18 protein-coding genes are annotated in these 22,397 nt (G+C 59.8%); 9 read left to right on the top strand and 9 right to left on the bottom strand.

Annotated features, from left to right (window positions below; translation table 11 throughout):
• Positions 1–58 precede the first annotated feature (58 nt).
• The 4 genes from KGB25_RS08845 to KGB25_RS08830 all read right to left on the bottom strand — a co-directional run bounded on the left by KGB25_RS08845 (position 59) and on the right by KGB25_RS08830 (position 6,939).
• Positions 59–1,660, bottom strand: coding sequence for an ABC transporter substrate-binding protein (locus KGB25_RS08845; RefSeq protein WP_008024394.1), 1,602 nt, complete (start codon positions 1,658–1,660; stop codon positions 59–61).
• Between the two features lie 308 nt (positions 1,661–1,968).
• Positions 1,969–3,594, bottom strand: a complete 1,626-nt coding sequence (locus tag KGB25_RS08840) for an ABC transporter substrate-binding protein (protein ID WP_008036270.1) — start codon at positions 3,592–3,594, stop codon at positions 1,969–1,971.
• A gap of 258 nt (positions 3,595–3,852) precedes the next feature.
• The gene (locus KGB25_RS08835) at positions 3,853–5,454 is read right to left on the bottom strand and encodes an ABC transporter substrate-binding protein (protein ID WP_223434788.1); all 1,602 of its coding nucleotides are present in this window, start codon (positions 5,452–5,454) and stop codon (positions 3,853–3,855) included.
• Positions 5,455–6,222: 768 nt separating this feature from the next.
• Complete coding sequence (locus KGB25_RS08830) at positions 6,223–6,939, bottom strand: SIMPL domain-containing protein (RefSeq protein ID WP_008037440.1); 717 nt, start codon at positions 6,937–6,939, stop codon at positions 6,223–6,225.
• A gap of 330 nt (positions 6,940–7,269) precedes the next feature.
• Between KGB25_RS08830 and KGB25_RS08825 the strand changes: the two genes are divergently transcribed.
• The 4 genes from KGB25_RS08825 to KGB25_RS08810 all read left to right on the top strand — a co-directional run bounded on the left by KGB25_RS08825 (position 7,270) and on the right by KGB25_RS08810 (position 11,855).
• The gene (locus tag KGB25_RS08825) at positions 7,270–8,532 is read left to right on the top strand and encodes an ATP-binding protein (RefSeq protein WP_008037438.1); all 1,263 of its coding nucleotides are present in this window, start codon (positions 7,270–7,272) and stop codon (positions 8,530–8,532) included.
• On the top strand, positions 8,525–9,085 hold the full coding sequence (locus KGB25_RS08820; protein WP_008026845.1) for a response regulator transcription factor: 561 nt from the start codon (positions 8,525–8,527) through the stop codon (positions 9,083–9,085). Before KGB25_RS08825 ends, KGB25_RS08820 begins: the two co-directional genes overlap by 8 nt.
• A 97-nt stretch (positions 9,086–9,182) precedes the next feature.
• Positions 9,183–10,910 (top strand): ABC transporter ATP-binding protein/permease, encoded by a 1,728-nt coding sequence (locus KGB25_RS08815; RefSeq protein WP_008037437.1) that lies wholly within the window; start codon positions 9,183–9,185, stop codon positions 10,908–10,910.
• 195 nt (positions 10,911–11,105) lie between these two features.
• A complete protein-coding gene (locus KGB25_RS08810) occupies positions 11,106–11,855 on the top strand; it encodes a FadR/GntR family transcriptional regulator (protein ID WP_031318393.1) in 750 nt (249 codons plus the stop codon).
• A gap of 154 nt (positions 11,856–12,009) precedes the next feature.
• Here the strand turns inward: KGB25_RS08810 and KGB25_RS08805 are convergent, their stop codons facing one another.
• Positions 12,010–12,201: a hypothetical protein gene (locus KGB25_RS08805; RefSeq protein ID WP_223434787.1), complete on the bottom strand. Its 192-nt coding sequence runs from the start codon at positions 12,199–12,201 to the stop codon at positions 12,010–12,012.
• A 14-nt stretch (positions 12,202–12,215) separates the two neighbouring features.
• Positions 12,216–13,520, bottom strand: coding sequence for a phospholipase (locus tag KGB25_RS08800; protein ID WP_223434786.1), 1,305 nt, complete (start codon positions 13,518–13,520; stop codon positions 12,216–12,218).
• A gap of 255 nt (positions 13,521–13,775) precedes the next feature.
• On the opposite strand from KGB25_RS08800, the gene kdgD reads away from it, so the two are divergent.
• From kdgD to KGB25_RS08775, 5 genes are all read left to right on the top strand, one after another.
• Positions 13,776–14,687: a 5-dehydro-4-deoxyglucarate dehydratase gene (gene kdgD, locus KGB25_RS08795; protein WP_008026855.1), complete on the top strand. Its 912-nt coding sequence runs from the start codon at positions 13,776–13,778 to the stop codon at positions 14,685–14,687.
• Between the two features lie 59 nt (positions 14,688–14,746).
• Positions 14,747–16,192 (top strand): aldehyde dehydrogenase family protein, encoded by a 1,446-nt coding sequence (locus KGB25_RS08790; RefSeq protein WP_008026857.1) that lies wholly within the window; start codon positions 14,747–14,749, stop codon positions 16,190–16,192.
• 60 nt (positions 16,193–16,252) lie between these two features.
• On the top strand, positions 16,253–17,713 hold the full coding sequence (locus tag KGB25_RS08785) for an MFS transporter (protein ID WP_192227815.1): 1,461 nt from the start codon (positions 16,253–16,255) through the stop codon (positions 17,711–17,713).
• Positions 17,714–17,724: 11 nt separating this feature from the next.
• On the top strand, positions 17,725–19,278 hold the full coding sequence (gene garD / locus KGB25_RS08780; protein WP_008037432.1) for a galactarate dehydratase: 1,554 nt from the start codon (positions 17,725–17,727) through the stop codon (positions 19,276–19,278).
• A gap of 159 nt (positions 19,279–19,437) precedes the next feature.
• Positions 19,438–20,379: an AEC family transporter gene (locus KGB25_RS08775; protein ID WP_008026863.1), complete on the top strand. Its 942-nt coding sequence runs from the start codon at positions 19,438–19,440 to the stop codon at positions 20,377–20,379.
• Between the two features lie 123 nt (positions 20,380–20,502).
• Here KGB25_RS08775 and KGB25_RS08770 read toward each other — a convergent pair whose 3' ends face one another.
• From KGB25_RS08770 to KGB25_RS08760, 3 genes are read right to left on the bottom strand one after another with little or no spacing between them, the layout of a single operon-like run.
• Complete coding sequence (locus tag KGB25_RS08770; RefSeq protein WP_008037429.1) at positions 20,503–20,883, bottom strand: carboxymuconolactone decarboxylase family protein; 381 nt, start codon at positions 20,881–20,883, stop codon at positions 20,503–20,505.
• The gene (locus KGB25_RS08765) at positions 20,880–21,941 is read right to left on the bottom strand and encodes a calcium/sodium antiporter (RefSeq protein ID WP_008037426.1); all 1,062 of its coding nucleotides are present in this window, start codon (positions 21,939–21,941) and stop codon (positions 20,880–20,882) included. The genes KGB25_RS08770 and KGB25_RS08765 overlap by 4 nt, the downstream gene beginning before the upstream one ends.
• A 50-nt stretch (positions 21,942–21,991) precedes the next feature.
• Positions 21,992–22,363: a septal ring lytic transglycosylase RlpA family protein gene (locus KGB25_RS08760; protein WP_008026869.1), complete on the bottom strand. Its 372-nt coding sequence runs from the start codon at positions 22,361–22,363 to the stop codon at positions 21,992–21,994.
• Positions 22,364–22,397 lie beyond the last annotated feature (34 nt).

The following is a 22,397-nucleotide window of genomic DNA, read 5'->3' as shown; positions in this document are numbered from 1 at the left end:
AACGGCAATACGCTTGCGTGAGGGCGGAATCCGCCCCCAGCGTTTTTTGGCTAATCGGTTATTTGTCGATACTGACGCCCGAGAACACGTTGCGGCCGAAAGGACTCACCTTGAATCCTTCGACTTTGGCGCTTAACGGCTGGTTGACCGTCGAGTGAGCGACAGGTGTGATCGGCACTTGCTGCTTGAGCAACTGCTGAGCCTGTTTGTAAAGCACGGTGCGCTGGTCACGGTCGGTGACGACCTTGGCCTGCTTGATCAGCTTGTCGTAAGCCGGATCACACCATTGGGAGTAGTTGTTGCCGCCAATGGCGTCGCAGCTGTAAAGCGTGCCGAGCCAGTTGTCCGGGTCCCCATTGTCACCGGTCCAGCCAATCAGGCTGACGTCGTGCTCGCCATTCTTGGTGCGCTTGATGTACTCGCCCCATTCGTAGCTGACGATCTTCACTTTGAGACCGATCTTCGCCCAGTCAGCCTGGAGCATCTCGGCCATCAACTTGGCGTTGGGGTTGTAGGGACGCTGAACCGGCATCGCCCACAGGGTAATTTCGGTGCCTTCTTTCACGCCGGCAGCCTTGAGCAGTTCCTTGGCTTTTTCCGGGTTGTAGGCGGCGTCTTTAATGGTCTCGTCGTAGGACCATTGGGTCGGCGGCATGGCGTTTTGCGCCAGTTGACCGGCGCCTTGGTAAACGGCGTTGAGAATGCTTTGCTTGTTCACCGCCATGTCCAGCGCCTGGCGCACTTCGAGCTGGTCGAATGGCTTGTGGCGCACGTTGTAGGCGATGTAACCGAGGTTGAAGCCAGGCTTTTCGATGAGCTTGAGATTCGCGTCGTTCTTCAGCGCTTCGACATCGGCAGGACGAGGGTGCAGGGTGATCTGGCACTCGTTGGCCTTGAGTTTCTGCACCCGCACCGAGGCGTCGGTGTTGATGGCGAAAATCAGGTTGTCGAGCTTGACCCGGCTCGGGTCCCAGTACTGCTTGTTGCCGCTGTAACGGATGTTGGAGTCTTTCTGGTAGCTCTTGAACACGAACGGCCCGGTGCCGATCGGCTTCTGGTTGATGTCGCTCGGCTTGCCTTCGGCCAGCAGCTTGTCGGCGTATTCGGCGGACAGGATGGCAGCGAAGCTCATGGCGATGTTCTGGATGAACGCGGCGTCCACGCTGTTGAGCGTCATGACCACGGTCAGCGGCCCGGTCTTTTCGACCTTGGCGATGTTCTTGTTCAGGCTCATCCCGTTGAAATACGGGAACTCGGTTGGATAAGCCTTACGGAAAGGTTGCTGCGGATCGAGCATGCGATTGAAGGTGAACAGCACGTCATCGGCGTTGAAATCACGGCTCGGCGTGAAGTACTTGGTCGTATGAAATTTCACCCCTTCGCGCAGGTGAAAGGTGTACTTGAGGCCGTCTTCGGAAATATCCCAGCTCTTTGCAAGGCCTGGTACGACGTTGGTGGCGCCTTTTTCGAATTCTGCCAATCGGTTGTACAACGGCTCGGCGGCGTCGTTATCGGTCGCGGTCGTGTACTGCGCGGTGTCGAAGCCAGCCGGGCTGCCTTCGGAGCAGAACACCAGGCTGTTGTTGGCGGCCTGGCTGATGGAAGTGGCGGCCAGCAGGCCGGTGCCCAGCAATGCGGATAAAACCAAGGTATGGCGCATGACGCTCCCTTCTCTCTTTCGCTAAGTGTTTTCAATGCGCCGCCGTCCCGTCCGGGGACGTGGAGGCGTCATTGATCTCAAGCCATGACGTGCAGCAATAACCGAGAGCCCACGCGTGCACTGGTCAGAACCCGACGGTAAGAGCCGCGAGTCTGGCAGTAAATGCGTAGAGTCCTAAAGACTCGTAGGAAAGGGCAACGCGTCCGACGCCGCAGCTGTAATGCTCAGCGGAATAGGATGTAGGTTGTTTCCTGCTTTCTCGGTAGAAAAAGCAACGGCGACGTCAAAAACGTCGCCGTTGCCAAATCTTATTTGCTGACGCTAACGCCGTAGAAGGAGTTCAAGCCGAATGGGCTGATCTTGAAATCCTGCACTTCGTTGCGCATGGGTTGGAACACCGTCGAGTGAGCGATAGGTGTCATTGGAACAGCGTCTTTGAGGACGTGTTGCGCCTGCTTGTACAGTTCGGTGCGCTTGCCCTGGTCGGTCGTGCGCTTGGCTTCTTTGACGATGCCGTCGAACTTCTTGTCGCACCACTTGGAGAAGTTGTTGCCTTGCAGCGAGTCGCAGCCGAACAGCACGTTCAGCCAGTTGTCCGGGTCACCGTTGTCGCCGCTCCAGCCAATCAGCATCGCGCCGTTTTCGCCGCCTTTGGAGCGCTTGATGTACTCGCCCCATTCGTAGCTCTGGATTTTGGCCTTGATACCGATCTTCGCCCAGTCGGACTGCAGCATTTCTGCCATCAGCTTGGCGTTCGGGTTGTACGGACGCTGCACCGGCATTGCCCATAGAACGATTTCGGTGCCTTCCTTCACACCGGCTTCCTTGAGCAGCTCCTTGGCTTTCTCAGGGTTGTACGGAGCATCCACGATGGTGGTGTCGTAAGACCACTGGGTCGGCGGCATGGCGTTGACGGCCTTTTGACCTGCACCCTGGTAAACCGAGTCGATGATCTGTTGTTTGTTGACGGCCATGTCCAGTGCCTGACGCACTTTCAGTTGGGCCATCGGGTTCGGCTTGTCGTCACCCTTGATCTTGTCCATCACGTTGTAGGCGATGTAACCCAGGTTGAAACCAGCCTGGTCAGGCACCTTCAGGGTTTTGTCTTCTTTCAGCGCCTTCAGGTCGGCCGGACGCGGGAACAGAGTGATCTGGCACTCGCCCTTTTTCAGCTTCTGGATACGCACCGAAGGGTCGGTGGTGATGGCGAAGATCAGGTTGTCGATCTTGACGTCGTCAGGCTTCCAGTAGTCCTTGTTCCCGGTGTAGCGGATGTTGGAGTCTTTCTGGTAGCTCTTGAACACGAACGGACCAGTGCCGACCGGCTTCTGGTTGATGTCGGCGGCTTTGCCTTCCTTGAGCAGCTGGGCTGCGTACTCGGCGGACTGCACCGAGGCGAAGCTCATGGCCATGTTCTGGATGAACGCGGCATCTACTTCTTTGAGGGTGAACTTGACGGTGTGGTCGTCGACTTTATCGATCTTGGTGATGTTGGTGTCCATCCCCATGTCGGTGAAGTACGGGAATTCGGTCGGGTACGCCTTACGGAACGGATCATCCTTGTTAATCATGCGATTAAAGGTGAACAGCACGTCGTCGGCGTTGAACTCGCGAGTCGGCTTGAAGTACGGGGTAGTGTGGAACTTGACGCCTTCACGCAGGTGGAAGGTGTAAGTCAGGCCATCATCGGAGATGTCCCACTTGGTCGCCAGACCAGGAATAACGGCGGTGCCGCCGCGCTCGAACTGAGTCAGACGGTTGAACATGGTTTCGGCAGAGGCGTCGAAGTCGGTTCCGGTGGTGTACTGACCAGGATCAAAACCGGCCGGGCTCCCTTCGGAGCAGAACACCAGGTTAGTCGCCGCTTGGGCGAAAGGTGCGGCAGCTAACAAGCTGGCGCCGACTAAAAACGGAATGACCGCGTGTTTAAGCATGGTGGCCTCATGATTTGTTGTCATTTTTGAATTTGAGGACGACCTCGTGAGTCGTGCCTGCGGATACTTATGCAGGGGCCATACCCAATGCAAGATGTTGAATGGCCACAAGCCTTAAACAGTGGCACGAACGTACCTTAATGTCGCATATGTATAAATTGACGCGCATTTGACCGTTTGCGTGTATTTTTTTCGGTGCAAACCACGCACTGACGAAGGGCAACCGGGGCGCTGGGCGCACCCGGTTGGCGCGCGGTGTTACTTATTTATACCCACACCATAGAAGGGTGTGAGGCCGAACGGGCTGATCTTGAAGTCGGTGACTTCCTTGCGCAGCGGCTGGAACACCGTCGAGTTGGCGATCGGCGTGATAGGCACCTGTTGCTTAAGGATTTGTTGGGCCTGTTGATACAGTTTCACCCGCTGCTGTTTGTCCGTGGACACCTTGGCTTGCTGGACGAGTTTGTCGTAGGCCGGGTCGCACCACTTGGCGTAGTTGCTGCCCTTCACGGCCGCGCAGCTGTAGAGCACGCCGAGCCAGTTGTCGGGGTCGCCGTTGTCGCCGGTCCAGCCGTAGATCATCGCGTCGTGTTCGCCGTTCTTGGCGCGCTTGATGTACTCGCCCCATTCATAGCTGACGATGTTGGCCTTGATGCCGACCTTCTCCCAATCCTGCTGGATCATCTGTGCCGACATCCGCGCATTGGGGTTGGAGGCACGTTGCACGGTCATGGCCCACAAATTAATGGTGGTACCGGGTGCAACCCCTGCTTCTTTCAGTAGCGCCCGGGCTTTTGTCGGGTCGTAGGAAGCGTCCTTGATACTCGGGTCATACGACCATTGCGCGGGAGGCAAGGCGTTTTGCGCCAGTTGCCCGGCACTCTGGTAGACCGCCTTGATGATCGCCGGTTTGTCGATCGCCATGTCCAGGGCCTGGCGTACCTTGAGCTGGTCCAGCGGCGGGTGTGTCACGTTGTAGGCCAGGAAGCCGAGGTTGAACCCGGCCTGCTTGAGCACGCGCAGGTTCGGGTCTTTCTCCATCACCTCGATGTCGGCCGGGCGCGGGTAACCGCTGACCTGGCACTCGCCGGCCTTGAGTTTTTGCAAGCGCACGGCGGCGTCCGGGGTGATCGAGAACACCAGGTTGTCGATTTTCACGTCCTCGGGTTTCCAGTACGCCTTGTTGGCGACGTAGCGGATCTGCGAGTCCTTTTGATAACGCTTGAACACGAACGGGCCGGTGCCGACGGGTTTCTGGTTGATGTCGGCCGCTTTGCCTTCCTTTAACAATTGCGCGCCGTACTCGGCGGATTGCACCGAAGCGAAACTCATCGCCAGGTTCTGGATGAAGGCGGCGTCGATGTTGTTCAGGCTGAAGCGCACGGTGTGCTCGTCGATTTTGTCGACGCTCTTGATCGTTTTGTTCAGGTCCATGTCGGTGAAGTACGGGGACTCGGCGGGATAGGCCTTGCGGAACGCATTCTCCGGGTCGAGCAGGCGCTGGAAGGTGAACAGCACGTCGTCGGCGTTGAAGTCGCGGGTCGGGGTGAAGTAGTCGGTGGTGTGGAATTTCACGCCGTCGCGCAGGTGGAAGGTGTAGGTGAGGCCGTCTTTTGACACGTCCCAGTTTGTCGCTAGCCCGGGTTCGACTTCGGTGCCGCCGCGTTTGAATTGGGTGAGGCGGTTGAAGACGGTTTCGGCGGAGGCGTCGAAGTCGGTGCCGCTGGTGTATTGGCTGGGGTCGAAGCCGGCGGGGCTGGCTTCGGAGCAGTAGACCAGGGTGGTGGCGGCTTGTGCGAATGGGGCGGTTGTTGCGAGGGCTAGGGCGAGCAGGAGTGGTTTGACGGTGGTTCTTTCCATGGAGTCCCCGGGGGTTTGGGTCGCTGTGTTTTCCTCAGGGTAGCGTCGTAGACGGGGTGGGCGGAAATATCCGTTTGTGAGGGGGACCCCTCTATCTCGGTATATTCAGGCTGTTTTCCGGATGTGTGCACGTTCAAAATGTAGGAGCCGGCTTGCTGGCGATGGCGGCCTGGTAGCCGACCATTTTCTTCCGGGTGTACATATCCATTCCTGTGGTAACGGCCACTTATGGTTTCGCCCTTACGGCGAGTCCCTTTTGGCAAACGCCCCAAAAGGAACCAAAAGGTCTCGCCCCGGCGTCCGGCCCCTCGCTAAGGCTCGGCGTTCCCTCGCTCCGGTCCTGCTCCGTGGGCCCGCCGCCATCGGCCATCCATGGCCGGGGGCGGCTAGCCCGGCATCCATGCCGGGCTGCCCACTGCGCAGAACCTCCACTCGGCCTCCCGAAGGGGCGGGCAGATCAAAATCAAAAGCTGCAGGCGAGCTAACGCTCGGCCTGATGAGTGGTGAGAAGCGGGTGTACGCCGACCTGCTTTTGTAGGAGCCGGCTTGCCGGCGATGGCGGCCTTCCAGCCGACCCGATTTCGCGGATGTACCCGAACTTTTGTAGGAGCCGGCTTGCTGGCGATGGCGTCCGAAACAGCGCCGCAAAATCCGGAATTTTTCGCCAGCAAGCCGGCTCCTACAGGATCGGGGGGCGTCGATTTTGCCGGACCATAAAAAAACGGCGATCACTCCGGTGATCGCCGTTTCTGTGTACGGGTTATCGAATCAAGGCATCAATACTTCAATCGACCCATCCGCCGTCATGCTGACCTGGCTGGTGCCCGCTTCAACTTCCGGCGTAACCGGTGCGGCATCCATGCTGGCCGCTTTCATCATCATCGGCCCACGCATGTACGGTTGTGGATAACCGTTGCTGTTCAGGTTGAGGTTGACGATTTTGTAACCCTTGCCGCCCAGCGCGTCGGTGGCCAGTTGTGCTCGGGCCTTGAAGGCGGTCACGGCGTCTTTGAGCAGGGCGTCTTCGCTGGCCTTGCGGGTTGGCGTGGCGATGGCGAAGTCCATGCCGCCCATTTTCAGGTCGGTGAGCAGTTCGCCGGTCAGTTTCGACAGGGCGGCGAAGTCGGAGCTTTCCAGGCGCAGTTCGGCGCGCTCGCGCCAGCCAGTGATTTTCTGGCCCTTGGTGTCGTAGATCGGGTAGCTGTTGCGGCTGCCCTGGCGCAGGGTGATGTCTTTGACTTGCTTGGCCTGGGCCAGCGCTTTGTTCATGGTGGTGCTGACGTCGGCCGCGAGTTTGGCCGGGTCGGTGTTTTGTTCTTCGGTGTAGAGGGTCACGATCATCAGGTCGCGGGCAACTTCCTGACTGACTTCGGCGCGCAGGGAAATCTGGTTGTAATGCAGCTCGTCGGCGGCCATGGCCGGGAGGCTGGCGACGGTGCCAACGCTGAGGGCGAGAAGGGCGGCGCTGCGGCGGAAAGTGTGCATGAAAACTCCTTGGACGATGCGCAGGGGTTAGGTCCGAGCCTGCGTGAAACCATCAGACTCTAGCTTTAATGATCCGGTTCGCACAGTTACAACTTCTATACAGATGGTTGACCGCGTCGCGGCCTTCGCGGGCAAGCCTCGCTCCTACGCCAGAATGCATTTTCCTGTAGGAGCGAGCGAGCGGGCGGCGATCCGACTTGCCCGCGAAGGCGGCCTTATAGACGCGGCTGACATTCCTGCCATGTGGCCGTTTGCCGCACTTTTGCCTGTCAGCCCCCGTGCTTGGTTATACTCCGTGCGATCTGCCTGGAGCGCTCATCAGGAGAGCTCATGCTCGCCCCCGTTCAAATCACTTCCGCAACTCGTCAGAATCTCTGGCGGCTGACGTTCATCCGCACATTGGTGTTGGCCGCTCAGGCCGGTTCCGTGGGCCTGGCCTACTGGCTCGACTTGCTGCCGCTGCCTTGGTTCCAATTGGCAGCGACCCTCGGTTGCTCGATGTTGCTGTGCGCGTTCACGGCCATTCGACTGCGCACCTCCTGGCCCGTCACTGAGCTCGAATACGCCGTGCAACTGGCCTGCGACCTGTTTATCCACAGCGCCTTGCTGTATTTCTCCGGCGGCTCGACCAACCCCTTCGTCTCTTATTACCTGGTGCCGCTGACCATCGCTGCTGTGACGCTGCCATGGCGTTATTCGGTGATTCTGTCGGGCATCGCCCTGGCGATGTACACCTTGTTGCTGGCGGGTTTCTATCCGCTGCAAACCTTCCCGATTGCCCGGGAAAACCTGCAGGTCTACGGGATGTGGCTGAGCTTCGCCCTGGCTGCTGCGGTGATTACCTTCTTCGCCGCGCGCATGGCCGAAGAGCTGCGCCGGCAGGAGGAGCTACGGGCCATCCGTCGCGAAGAAGGCCTGCGTGATCAGCAATTGCTGGCCGTCGCGACCGAAGCCGCCGGTGCCGCCCATGAGCTGGGCACGCCGCTGGCGACCATGAGCGTGCTGCTCAAGGAAATGCGCCGGGACCATCACGATCCGATGTTGCAGGACGACCTCAGCGTGCTGCAGGATCAGGTCAAACTCTGCAAAGAAACCTTGCAGCAACTGGTGCGCGCCGCCGAGGCCAATCGCCGCTTGGCGGTGGAGATGCAGGACGTCACGGATTGGCTCGACGAAGCGCTGAACCGCTGGCACTTGATGCGCCCGGAAGCCAGTTACCGCTTCCAGCGCCTGGGCCAAGGCACCGTGCCACGCATGGCGCCGCCTCCGGACCTGACCCAGGCGCTGCTGAATTTGTTGAACAACGCCGCTGATGCATGCCCCGAAGGGCTGCAAGTGACGCTGGACTGGAATGCCGAGGACTTGACCATCAGCATTCGCGACCACGGCGCCGGTGTGCCGCTGGCCATTGCCGAACAGATCGGCAAACCGTTTTTTACCACCAAGGGCAAAGGTTTCGGCCTGGGCCTGTTTTTGAGCAAGGCCAGCGTGACACGCGCCGGCGGCTCAGTGAAACTCTACAGTCATGAGGAAGGCGGTACGCTCACCGAGCTGCGCCTGCCCCGTGTCGCCCGAGGAGACGAACATGAGTGAAGAGATCCAAGTCGAAGGCGAAGAACTGCCGCATTTGCTGCTGGTAGATGACGACGCCACGTTCACCCGCGTGATGGCGCGCGCCATGGCTCGCCGTGGTTTTCGCGTCAGCACCGCCGGCTCCGCCGAAGAAGGCCTGACCATCGCCCAGGCCGATATCCCGGATTACGCCGCGCTGGACCTGAAAATGGACGGCGATTCCGGCCTGGTGTTGCTGCCAAAACTGCTCGAACTCGACCCGGAGATGCGCGTGGTGATCCTCACCGGTTACTCGAGCATTGCCACCGCTGTCGAAGCGATCAAGCGCGGTGCCTGCAACTACCTGTGCAAACCGGCGGATGCCGATGATGTCCTTGCTGCGCTGCTCTCCGAGCACGCCGACCTCGACTCCCTGGTGCCGGAAAACCCGATGTCGGTGGACCGCTTGCAATGGGAACACATCCAGCGCGTGTTGACCGAACACGAAGGCAACATCTCCGCCACTGCCCGTGCCTTGGGCATGCACCGCCGTACGCTGCAGCGCAAACTGCAAAAGCGTCCCGTTCGTCGCTGAACCTGCGCTGAACAAATGCCGGCCGCGCCTCGCGACAAACCGAGCCGATCATCTATGATCGGTTCGTGCGTGTTCTTTTCTTTATCGAGCCTTTTCCATGAATCAGAACGCTGAATATTCCGCGGTCAACGATGCCGTGCGCGGGCAGTTTTTTCGCAAAGTCTGGGCGATGATCACGCCTTATTGGCAAAGCGAAGAGAAGGTCAAGGCCTGGACACTACTGATCGCGGTGATTGCGTTGTCGTTGATCAGCGTGGGGCTCTCGGTGTGGTTCAACACCTGGTACAAGGACTTCTACAACGCTCTGCAGAAGAAGGACGAAGCCGCGTTCTGGCAGCTGATTCTGTATTTCTGCGGGATTGCGGCGGTGGCGATCATCGGTGCCGTTTACCGGCTCTATCTGACGCAGATGCTGACCATTCGCTGGCGTGCCTGGCTCACGGAAAAGCATTTCGCCCGCTGGCTCGGCAACAAGAATTACTACCAGCTGGAGCAGGGCGGTTACACCGATAACCCGGACCAGCGGATTTCCGAAGACCTCAACAACTTCACCTCCAATACCCTGGAGTTGGGCATCGGTTTGCTGCGCAACATTGTCAGCCTGGTGTCGTTCTCGATCATTCTGTGGGGCGTGTCGGGCAGTATCGAAGTGTTCGGTTTCACCATCCCCGGCTACATGTTCTGGTGTGTGCTGGTGTATGCCGTGATCGGTAGCTGGCTGACGCATCTGATCGGTCGTCGCCTGATCGGCCTGAACAACCAACAACAACGCTTTGAAGCCGACCTGCGTTTCTCCATGGTACGGGTTCGCGAAAATGCCGAGACCATTGCGCTGTACAACGGCGAACCCAATGAGAATCGTCGCTTGAGCCACCGCTTCGGGCTGGTCTGGCACAACTTCTGGGACATCATGAAGGTGTCCAAGCGTCTGACGTTCTTTACCGCAGGTTACCAACAGGCCGCCATCATCTTTCCGTTCATGGTCGCCGCCCCACGTTATTTCGCTGGCAAGATCGAACTCGGTGATCTGATGCAAATCAGTTCGGCGTTCGGCAATGTGCAGGAGAGTTTCAGCTGGTTTATCAGTGCGTACCAGAACCTCGCCTCATGGCGTGCCACTTGTGATCGTCTGCTGAGTTTCCGTCAGGCCATGACCGACAACGAAGAGCGCGCGCCGGCCATCGACGTACAGAATCAGGGTAATGGGTTGAAGATTCACAACCTGGGCCTCGATCTGGCGGACGGTCGGCATCTGCTGACCAATGCCGACATGACCGTGGAGGAGGGCGAGCGCGTGATGCTCAGCGGCCGTTCCGGCAGCGGCAAGTCCACGTTGCTGCGAGCGATGGGGCATTTGTGGCCAACAGGCCATGGCAGCATTCGTCTGCCGGCGGCGCGCTATTTGTTCCTGCCGCAAAAGCCTTATCTGCCGATTGGCACGCTGCGCGAGGTGTTGAGTTATCCACAGCCTGGCGAGACCTATCCGCAGGAACGCTACGTTCACGTGCTGGAAACCTGTCGTTTGCCGCACCTGGTTTCGCGCCTGGATGAAGCGAATCACTGGCAACGCATGCTTTCGCCGGGCGAACAGCAACGTCTGGCCTTTGCCCGTGCGCTGCTTTATGCGCCGCAATGGCTGTACATGGACGAAGCGACTTCGGCGATGGATGAAGAGGATGAAGCTTCGCTGTATCAGGCGTTGATCGATGAGATTCCGGGGCTCAGCATCGTCAGCGTCGGACATCGCAGCAGCCTGAAACGCTTCCATCCACGGCATGTGCGCATCGACAACGGCCATCTGGTGGACCAGACCGTAACCGCCTGAGCACCCCCGCCCCTGTAGGAGCGAGGCTTGCCCGCGAAGAACGATGACGCGGTCTTAATTACAATCCGCGTAACGGCCTTCGCGGGCAAGTCGGATCGCCGCACCGCTCGCTCCTACAAAGGGGTGATGGTGATCGTACAACCGCGTTGAGCTATGATGCGGTTTCAGCCGAATTTTTCGAGACAGACGTTCACCATGGAAAACCCGATCGACGCACCACGCCTCCCTCGCAAGCGCCGCAGCCTCGCACAGGAATTGGTGACGGTGCTGTCCGAGCAGATCCGCGATGGTCACCTCAAGCGCGGCGACAAATTGCCCACCGAGTCGGCGATCATGGATGCCCATGGCGTCAGCCGCACCGTGGTGCGCGAGGCGATTTCCCGTTTGCAGGCGGCCGGGCAGGTGGAAACCCGCCACGGCATCGGCACCTTCGTGCTCGATACACCGAGCCCGAGCGGTTTCCGTATCGACCCGGCGACGGTGGTGACGCTGCGTGATGTGCTGGCGATTCTGGAGCTGCGTATCAGCCTCGAAGTGGAATCCGCGGGGCTTGCTGCGCAACGTCGCAGCCCTGAGCAGTTGGCGTTGATGCGCGCCGCCCTGGACGCCTTGAACGAAAGCGCGGCCCACGCCAGCGATGCCGTGGCCTCGGACTTCCAGTTCCACCTGCAAATCGCGCTGTCGACCGGCAACCGCTACTTCACCGACATCATGACCCATCTGGGCACCAGCATCATTCCGCGTACGCGCCTCAACTCTGCGCGCCTGGCCCATGACGACCAACAGCACTACATGAGTCGCCTGAGCCGTGAGCACGAAGAGATTTACGATGCGATTGCACGCCAGGATTCCGATGCGGCGCGGGCGGCGATGCGCTTGCATCTGACGAACAGCCGCGAGCGGTTGCGTCATGCGCATGAAGAGGCTGAGGCGCAGCGGGGTTAATATTTCAACCCGGGTTACGGGTTGTCCGAGAGACCACCATCGCCGGCAAGCCGGCTCCTACAGGAACTGTGTCGTACGCAAATTTTGTGTACGACGACAATCCTGTAGGAGCCGGCTTGCTGGCGATGAGTCCTGCGGCCGTTACACCACAGCGTCAGCCAGTACGAAGAATCGAACGATCCACCCTCACCGCCAACCGACCTGCACCGGGCTTGGCATCGAACACCACTTCCCCATGCTTACCCACCACCGCTTTGGCAATGGCCTTGCCATCAGCCAGCAATTCCAGCGGCGCACCCTTCAGCGAATCGCCCGAAGCCAATTCCAGTTTCAGTTTGATAGTCATCATCGATCTCCTTATCAGGCCACGTTGCCAGTCGGGTTGTAGTCCTTGAGCAGCAGGTAAGTGCTCCAGCCCCACCAGTCATCGACGGTGGCGGTGTCATTCAGGTTATTGACGTCCTTGCGCCGCAACACCTTGTTGCCCTCGACCTTGAACAGCGGCGAGAAATTGCCCGTCGGGTTCAGTACCGCTTGCAGATCAGGCAGTTTTTTCAATGCCGCGAAACTGCCGGGCGACGGAGCGATGCCGCTGAGGTACGTCGCGAAAATTTCATCCGCCGACACCTGGACCGCTAGATTGACCTGGGCGCGATTGGCGCTGTCGATTGCATCGAAGTAGCGCTTGTCGCCATAAGCGTGCCATTGAACGCCGTCACCGTTGCGCACATTGAGGCCGAACTTGCTGTCTTCGTCGTGCATGAAGCGGGTAATCAACGAGCCCAGGTCACTCGGCGTGACCACCGCTGCCAACTGTTTGCGCGGCACCCGCAGGTGGCCGGCGGAAAACAGGTCGGTCAGGTAGTGATCGGCGAAAGCGTTCATCGCGTAAGCCAGTTCCAGCGACGCGTCATCGCCACTGTTGTGGGCGACCACCGCTTGTTGCAATGCCGCCGTATGCCCGGCGATGTAGGCCAACAGTGCCCACTCGGCGAAGTGGTCAGCGTTGTTGGCGGCCAGTTTCAGGTAGCGGCCCAATGGATACAGGGCCGAGACGAAACTGCCGCCGCCGGTGATCTTGTTCCACTCTTCCGACAACGTATCACCCAATGCGTCATACGCCTCGTGGGGCTGTTTGCCGTCCTTTATCGCCTGTTTAACCGCGGCGATTTCCTTCTGCATGACGCCGAGGATCAGCTTCGCTTCGGCATTTGACGCCGGCAGCACTGCCAGGGAATTGAAGGCCTCGTTAAAGCGCTGGATCCGGTCGGCGGCGGTTGCGCCTTCGCTGACCGGTTTGTCCGGGATTCCATAGAAGTCACCGCCCAGTGCAACAACCTGCCCATACGTCAGAGCCAGGCCGTTAGGCAAATGCAACTCGACCTGCGAGGCCGTTATCGCCGGTGCATCCTTGGCGAAACGCAGCAGCGTGTTGTCGCCGATGGCGGTGTGTTCACCACCCTCGAACCTCAGCTGTGGCTTGCCTTTCAAGGCGTTGCCGGATGCAGGGGCGGATGGCTGTTGGGTGTCGGTTTGGTGCTCGTCGAGGCGCAGGACCAGATGGTCATTGCCCGTAATGGCGATGCCGTTCTCGGTGAACAGATCATCCAGACCGGCAATGACCTGTTTTGGTTTTTCCTGAGTTTTTGTGTGTAGACCTGACATTTCTATCTCCTTGATATGTCGTCGGTATGTTTCAAAATAACTGTATGCATATACAGTTGTTCAGAGCATAGAGGAGATCTTTCCTACGTCAAGAAAATACTTTTCCGACGCATAAATTTTGGGTGCGGCGATGAAATGCAGTTGACGGTTGTTTTTTAAGTTGTACGATGACCTACAACTTCGGCGCAGGCTGAACGGTTTTCTCACACACACACACACACATAAACAAACGTTGCTACCCAGGGTGTTCGAATAATGAATCCACAAGAACTGAAGTCCATCCTCTCTTCCGGTCTGTTGTCTTTCCCGGTTACCGATTTCAATGCTCAGGGCGACTTCAATCGCGCGGGCTACATCAAGCGTCTCGAATGGCTGGCCCCATACGGCGCCTCGGCTTTGTTCGCCGCAGGCGGCACCGGTGAGTTCTTCTCCCTGGCGGCCAGCGAATATTCGGAAATCATCAAGACCGCCGTCGACACCTGCGAAACCAGCGTGCCGATTCTGGCCGGCGTGGGCGGTTCGACCCGTCAAGCCATCGAATACGCACAGGAAGCCGAGCGTCTGGGCGCCAAAGGCCTGTTGCTGTTGCCGCACTACCTGACCGAAGCCAGCCAGGACGGCGTTGCCGCCCACGTTGAAGCCGTGTGCAAATCGGTGAAGATCGGCGTGGTGGTTTACAACCGTAACGTCTGCCGCCTGACCGCGCCGCTGCTGGAACGCCTGGCTGAGCGCTGCCCGAACCTGATCGGCTACAAGGATGGCCTGGGCGATATCGAGTTGATGGTGTCGATCCGTCGTCGCCTCGGCGATCGCTTCAGCTACCTGGGTGGTTTGCCGACCGCCGAAGTCTACGCCGCTGCCTACAAGGCCTTGGGCGTACCGGTTTACTCCTCGGCGGTGTTCAACTTCATCCCGAAAACCGCGATGGATTTCTACCACGCCATCGCTCGCGAAGATCACGCCACCGTCGGCAAGATCATCGACGACTTCTTCCTGCCGTACCTGGACATCCGTAACCGCAAATCCGGTTATGCGGTGAGCATCGTCAAGGCGGGTGCGAAAATTGCCGGCTATGACGCAGGTCCTGTGCGTGCGCCGCTGACCGATCTGACCGGCGAAGAGTACGAAATGCTCGCCGCGCTGATCGACAAGCAAGGTGCGCAGTAACACACCCGATTAAACAAGGCCGCTGAGCAATCAGCGGCCTTTTGCGTGAGGAGATTGTTGTGGCTGATACAAAGCGTTTCGATAACTACATCAACGGTGAATGGGTTGCCGGCAGTGAATACTGCGCCAACATCAACCCGTCCGAACTGACCGACACCATCGGTGAATACGCCAAGGCTGATCTGGCCCAGGTCCACGCCGCCATCGACGCCGCTCGCGCTGCGTTCCCGGCCTGGTCGACCTCGGGCATTCAAGCCCGCCACGACTCGCTGGATAAAGTCGGTACTGAAATCCTCGCTCGCCGCGAAGAGCTCGGCACCTTGCTGGCTCGGGAAGAGGGCAAGACCCTGCCTGAAGCCATCGGCGAAGTGACCCGCGCCGGTAACATCTTCAAGTTCTTCGCCGGTGAAACCCTGCGTCTGTCCGGCGACTACTTGCCGTCGGTACGTCCGGGCGTCAATGTCGAAGTCACTCGCGAAGCCTTGGGCGTGGTTGGCCTGATCACCCCGTGGAACTTCCCGATCGCCATCCCTGCGTGGAAAATCGCCCCGGCCCTGGCCTACGGCAACTGCGTCGTGCTGAAACCGGCGGATCTGGTGCCGGGGTGCGCCTGGGCGCTGGCTGAAATCATCTCCCGCGCAGGCTTCCCGGCCGGCGTGTTCAACCTGGTGATGGGCAGCGGTCGCGTGGTTGGCGATGCAATGGTTCAGAGCCCGAAAGTCGATGGCATCAGCTTCACCGGTTCCGTCGGTGTCGGTCGTCAGATCGCCGTCAGCTGCGTGTCGCGCCAGGCCAAGGTTCAGCTGGAAATGGGTGGCAAGAACCCGCAGATCATTCTCGACGACGCCGACCTCAAGCAAGCGGTCGAACTGTCGGTACAGAGCGCGTTCTACTCCACCGGCCAGCGTTGCACCGCTTCCAGCCGCTTCATCGTCACTGCCGGCATCCACGACAAGTTCGTCGAAGCCATGGCCGAGCGCATGAAGTCGATCAAGGTTGGCCACGCGCTGAAAACCGGCACCGACATCGGTCCGGTGGTCTCGCAAGCTCAGCTTGAACAGGACATGAAGTACATCGACATCGGCCAGTCCGAAGGTGCACGTCTGGTCAGCGGCGGCGGTCTGGTGACCTGCGACACCGAAGGCTACTACCTCGCGCCTACGCTGTTTGCCGACAGCGAAGCTGCGATGCGTATCAGCCGCGAAGAGATCTTCGGCCCGGTGGCCAACATCGTTCGCGTGGCGGATTACGACGCTGCACTGGCCATGGCCAACGACACCGAATTCGGTCTGTCGGCGGGCATCGCCACCACGTCGCTGAAGTACGCCAACCACTTCAAACGCCACTCCCAGGCCGGGATGGTGATGGTCAACCTGCCGACGGCGGGCGTGGATTACCACGTTCCATTCGGTGGGCGTAAAGGTTCATCCTATGGTTCCCGCGAGCAAGGTCGCTACGCGCAAGAGTTCTACACGGTTGTGAAGACCTCCTACATCGGTTCCTGATTCACGCAATACCTGTGGGAGCTGGCCTGCCAGCGATGGCATCACCGCGGTGTGACTGACATACCGAAGTGTCCGCATCGCTGGCAGGCCAGCTCCCACAAAAAACAAAACCGTTATTACCCGCATAAAAATAATCAGTGGGAGTACATCTACATGCAAGCGACCAAGCCGACCCACGTCCGCTATTTGATTTTGCTCATGCTTTTTCTGGTGACCACGATCAACTACGCCGACCGGGCAACCATCGCAATCGCCGGCTCCAGCCTGCAAAAAGACCTCGGCATCGACGCGGTCACCCTCGGTTACATCTTCTCCGCATTCGGTTGGGCCTACGTGGCCGGGCAAATTCCCGGTGGCTGGCTGCTGGACCGTTTCGGCTCGAAAAAAATCTACGCGCTGAGCATTTTCACCTGGTCATTGTTCACCGTGCTGCAGGGCTATGTCGGCGAGTTCGGCATGTCCACGGCAGTGGTTGCGCTGTTCATGCTGCGCTTCCTGGTGGGCCTGGCCGAAGCGCCGTCCTTCCCCGGTAACGCACGCATCGTGGCCGCCTGGTTCCCGACCGCTGAACGCGGCACCGCCTCGGCGATCTTCAACTCGGCGCAATACTTTGCCACCGTGTTGTTCGCGCCGCTGATGGGCTGGATCGTCTACAGCTTCGGCTGGCAGCACGTGTTCATCGTGATGGGCGTGATCGGCATCATCTTCTCGGGCATCTGGCTGAAGGTGATCTACAGCCCGCGCCAGCACCCGATGATCAACGACGCCGAGTTCAAACACATCGCCGACAACGGCGGCATGGTCGATATGGACCAGGACAAAGGCAAAGGCAAAAAAAGCGACGGTCCGAAGTGGGATTACATCCGCCAGTTGCTGACCAACCGCATGATGCTCGGCGTGTACCTGGGCCAATACTGCATCAACGGCATCACCTACTTCTTCCTGACCTGGTTCCCGGTGTACCTGGTGCAAGAACGCGGCATGACCATCCTCAAGGCCGGTTTCATCGCCTCGTTGCCGGCGATCTGCGGCTTCATCGGTGGTGTGCTCGGCGGGGTGATTTCCGACTACCTGCTGCGCAAGGGCCATTCACTGACCTTCGCTCGCAAGGCGCCGATCATCGCGGGCCTGCTGGTCTCCAGCAGCATCGTGGCTTGCAACTATGTCGATGTTGAATGGATGGTCGTGGGCTTCATGGCCTTGGCATTCTTCGGCAAAGGCGTGGGTGCACTGGGTTGGGCCGTGGTGTCCGACACCTCGCCAAAACAGATCGCCGGTCTCAGCGGTGGCCTGTTCAACACCTTCGGCAACATCGCGTCGATTACCACGCCGATCGTCATCGGCTACATCATCAGCTCCACCGGTTCGTTCAAGTGGGCGCTGGTGTTTGTCGGTTGCAACGCACTGGTTGCAGTGTTCAGCTACCTGGTGATCGTTGGCCCGATCAAACGTGTGGTGCTTAAAGAGCCACCGGTCAGCGGCCCTGAAACAAACAACAAATTGTCACAAGCGCATTCCTGAGGAGCGGCGTCATGCAGTTGATTGAACATTCCGACTCGCCGCGCTACATCCGTCTGCACGAGCGAGACAACGTCGTGATCGTGGTCAACGATCAGGGCGTGCCGGCGGGCACCGAGTTTCCCGATGGCCTGGTCACCGTGGACTTCGTGCCGCAGAGCCACAAGGTCACCCTCGAGGACATTCCCGAGGGCGGCCAGGTGATTCGTTACGGCCAGACCATTGGCTACGCGTTGCAGCCGATTCCGCGCGGCAGTTGGGTCAAGGAAGATCAACTGCGCATGCCCACCGCGCCACCGCTGGACAGCTTGCCGCTGTCCACCGAGGTGCCGGCGGCGCAGGCACCGCTGGAAGGCTTTACGTTCGAGGGTTATCGCAACGCCGACGGGACCGTCGGCACGCGCAACATTCTCGGGATTACCACCACGGTGCAGTGTGTCACCGGCGTTCTGGATCATGCGGTCAAGCGCATCAAGGACGAGTTGCTGCCCAAGTACCCGAACGTCGATGACGTGGTCGCGTTGACTCACAGCTACGGCTGCGGCGTGGCAATCACCGCGACGGATGCGTACATCCCGATCCGCACCGTGCGTAACCTGGCGCGCAACCCGAACCTGGGCGGCGAAGCGCTGGTGATCAGCCTGGGCTGCGAGAAATTGCAGGCCGGGCAGGTGATGCACGAGAACGACAGCTCGGTGGATTTGAGCGATCCGTGGCTGTATCGCTTGCAGGATTCGAGTCACGGTTTCACCGAAATGATCGAGCAGATCATGGCCCTGGCCGAGACCCGTTTGAAGAAGCTCGATCAACGTCGCCGGGAAACCGTGCCGGCGTCCGAACTGATTCTCGGCATGCAGTGTGGTGGCAGCGATGCGTTCTCCGGCATCACCGCCAACCCGGCGCTGGGTTACGCCTCTGACCTGTTGCTGCGCGCTGGTGCGACGGTGATGTTTTCCGAAGTCACCGAAGTGCGCGACGCGATTTACCTGCTGACGTCCCGCGCCGAAACCGAGGAAGTCGCTCAGGAACTGGTGCGGGAAATGGACTGGTACGACCGTTACCTGGCCAAGGGCGAAGCGGATCGCAGCGCCAACACCACGCCGGGCAACAAGAAGGGCGGGTTGTCGAACATTGTCGAGAAATCCCTTGGGTCGATCGTCAAATCCGGCAGCAGCGCGATCAACGGCGTGCTGGGCCCTGGCGAGCGCTTCAAGCGCAAAGGCCTGATTTTCTGTGCGACCCCGGCCAGCGATTTTGTCTGCGGGACGTTGCAACTGGCGGCCGGGATGAACCTGCACGTGTTCACCACCGGGCGTGGCACGCCGTATGGCCTGGCGATGGCGCCGGTGGTGAAGGTGTCGACCCGGACCGAACTGGCGCAGCGCTGGCCGGACCTGATCGACATCGATGCCGGGCGGATTGCGACCGGACGCGCGTCGATCGAGGATCTCGGCTGGGAGTTGTTTCACTACTACCTGGATGTGGCCAGCGGGAAGAAACAGACGTGGTCGGAGCGGCACAAGCTGCATAACGACATTACCCTGTTCAACCCGGCGCCTATCACGTAAGACCGCGTCATCGTTCTTCGCGGGCAAGCCTCGCTCCTACAGAAGATCACCGAACCTGTAGGAGCGAGGCTTGCCCGCGAAGGCTTTCCACCAGACGCCAACGCCCTGGGTGGCTTATCATTAGCCCCCTAACGACGCCCACCCAAGGTGACCCCCGGCATGCTGGCTATCTTCCTCGAAACCCTGAACATCACCGCGCCGGTGTTTGCCATGCTGTTTCTGGGCGTGCTGCTCAAGCGCATCAACTGGATCAACGACAATTTCATCCACACTGCGTCGGCTCTGGTGTTCAACGTCACCATGCCGGCGTTGCTGTTTCTGGGCATCCTGCATGCCGACTTGCACGCCGCGCTGCAACCGTCGTTGCTGATCTATTTTTCGATTGCCACGCTGGTCAGCTTCGCCATCGCCTGGGGCTGGGCGATCTGGAAGTGCCCGCGTGAAGACCGCGGGATTTACACCCAGGGTGCGTTTCGCGGCAACAACGGCGTTATCGGCCTCGCGCTGGCAGCGAGCATGTACGGCGATTACGGAATTTCCCTCGGCGCGATTCTCGCGGCACTGGTGATCCTGTTTTACAACACGCTGTCGACCATTGTGCTGGCGGTGTACAGCCCGGTGATCAAGTCCGACCCGTGGAGTATCTGCAAAAGCGTGATGAACAACCCGCTGATCATCAGCGTGTTTGCGGCGGCGCCGTTCGCGTATTTCAATATTGCCTTGCCGGGCTGGCTGGAGAAGTCCGGGCAGTACCTGGCGCAAACCACGTTGCCCTTGGCGTTGATCTGCATCGGCGGCACGCTGTCGCTGGCGGCGATGCGCAAAAGCGGCAACATGGCGCTCAGCTCCAGCCTGGTGAAGATGATCGGCCTGCCGGTGCTGGCGACGCTGGGCGCATGGCTCTGGGGTTTTCGCGGGGCGGAGTTGGGGATTCTGTTCCTGTACTTCGGCAGCCCGACCGCGGCGGCCAGTTTTGTCATGGCGCGTCAGGCCGATGGCAATCATGAGCTGGCGGCGGCGATCATTGTGATCACCACGCTGATGGCGGCGGTGACCACCAATATCGGGATCTTTTTGTTGCAGTGGGGTGGGTGGATCTAGCTTCAGATTCTCTGTGCGCTTTAGATCCATTCGCGGGCAAGCCTCGCTCCTACAGGTTCGGTGATCTTCTGTAGGAGCGAGCGGTGCGGCGACCCGACTTGCCCGCGAAAGCGGCGGACCTGCTTACTCCGGCTTCTGGTAGGTATCGATCACTTCCTGCGCCGCCCGAAACGCATCGATCGCCGCCGGCACACCGGCATACACCGCGCAATGCAGCAGTGCCTCGCGAATCTCTTCCACGGTGCAGCCATTGTTCAGCGCGCCGCGCACGTGGCCTTTCAATTCCTGTGGGCACTTCAACGCGGTCAGCGCGGCGAGGGTGATCAGGCTGCGGGTTTTCAGCGGCAACCCTTCGCGACTCCACACACTGCCCCAGGCGTGTTCATTGACGAAATCCTGCAACGGCTGGGTGAACTCGGTGGCATTGCCCAATGCGCGATCGACGAACGCGTCGCCCATCACTTGGCGGCGGACTTCAACGCCGGTTTTTTTATTGTCGGTCATGGCAATTCCTTCTTGTGGTGTTGGCGACGCCAGGCGCGCAGCGACGTGAACAGCAAAAATGCCAACAGCGCCGGCAGGACGAAAAACAGCATCAGGTGTTCAAGCTTGCCGGCCAGCGGCATGCCGGTGGTGAACGACACCACGTGCAGACCGTAAGCCAGGTACAAACCCAAAAACAGCAGACCTTCGGCGCGGGTCACCCGGTAGCCGGAATAGAACACCGGCAGGCACAGCGCCGCGACGCCGAGCATCACCGGCAAGTCGAAATCCAGCGCGTTTGGCGAGACCGACAGCGGCGACGGCGCGATCAGTGCGGTAACGCCCAGCACGCCCAACAGGTTGAACAGGTTGCTGCCGATCACGTTGCCTACGGCGATGTCGCGCTGGCCACGCAATGCCGCGATCAACGAGGTGGCGAGCTCCGGCAGGGAGGTGCTGACGGCGACGATGGTCAGGCCGATGATCCGTTCCGACAGCCCCAGGTCCGTGGCGACCGACACCGCGGCGCCCAGCAGCAAATGCCCGGCGTAGATCAGCATCGCCAGGCCCGCGACGATCATCAGCAGGCTGCTGAACCACGGAACTTCAGGGCCTTCATGCGGGCTCGTTTGTGGGCGCGCCGAATGCCGCGACTGGCGCAGCAGCAGGCCCAGATACACCATCAGCGCCGCCAATAGCAGGACGCCGTCGACCCGGGTCAGTTCTTCATTCCATGCCAGGACGAACACCAGCAGGCTGGCGCCGATCATCAGTGGAATATCCAGGCGCACCAGTTGCCGCGAGACCCGCAGCGGGATGATCAGCGCCGAAAGCCCGAGGGTGACGAGGATGTTGAAGATGCTGCTGCCGATCACGCTGCCGACGGCGATGTCGGCGTTCTGCGCCAGCGTGGCTTGCAGGCTGACGGCCATCTGCGGTGCGCTGCTGCCGAGGGCGACGATGGTCAGGCCGATGATCAACGGTCGAACGTGCAGCCGCGCAGCCACGCGCACGGCGGCGCGCACCATCAGTTCGGCGCCGGCGATCAGTAGAACCAGGCCGCTGAGCAGTTCAATCACGCTGAGCAGGGGTAAGTCGGCAAGTCCGAAAATGGTCGGGGCTCCGTGAGTCAGTCGAGGGCTTGCACGCGAACCCGTGCGGTGCCGCTTTTGATCATGCCCAGTTGCTCGGCGGCTTCGTGAGACAAGTCGATCAGGCGCCCGCGAGTGTGCGGCCCGCGATCATTGATGCGGACCACACAGGATTTGTCGTTTTTCAGATTGGTGACCTTCACCCGCGTACCAAAGGGTAGTTGGCGGTGGGCGGCGGTCATGGAATTTTTGTCGAAACGTTCACCGCTGGCGGTGCGTTTGCCCTGGTGTTTGGCGCCGTAGTAGGACGCCACGCCTGTCTGGTCGTAACCGTGAGGATCGACGGCATCGGTGCTGGCGCAACCGGCCAGTAAAGACAACAGGGCGCAGGCCCCCAGTAGACGTTTCATTGTAAAGCTCCCACAAACAACTGTAGGAGCGAGC

It is taken from the genome of Pseudomonas sp. BF-RE-21, assembly GCF_019947305.1.
In the GTDB taxonomy this organism is placed as follows: domain Bacteria; phylum Pseudomonadota; class Gammaproteobacteria; order Pseudomonadales; family Pseudomonadaceae; genus Aquipseudomonas; species Aquipseudomonas migulae.
The sequence above is the reverse complement of the archived record's forward strand: the minus strand, read 5'-3'. Positions and strand labels throughout refer to the sequence as shown.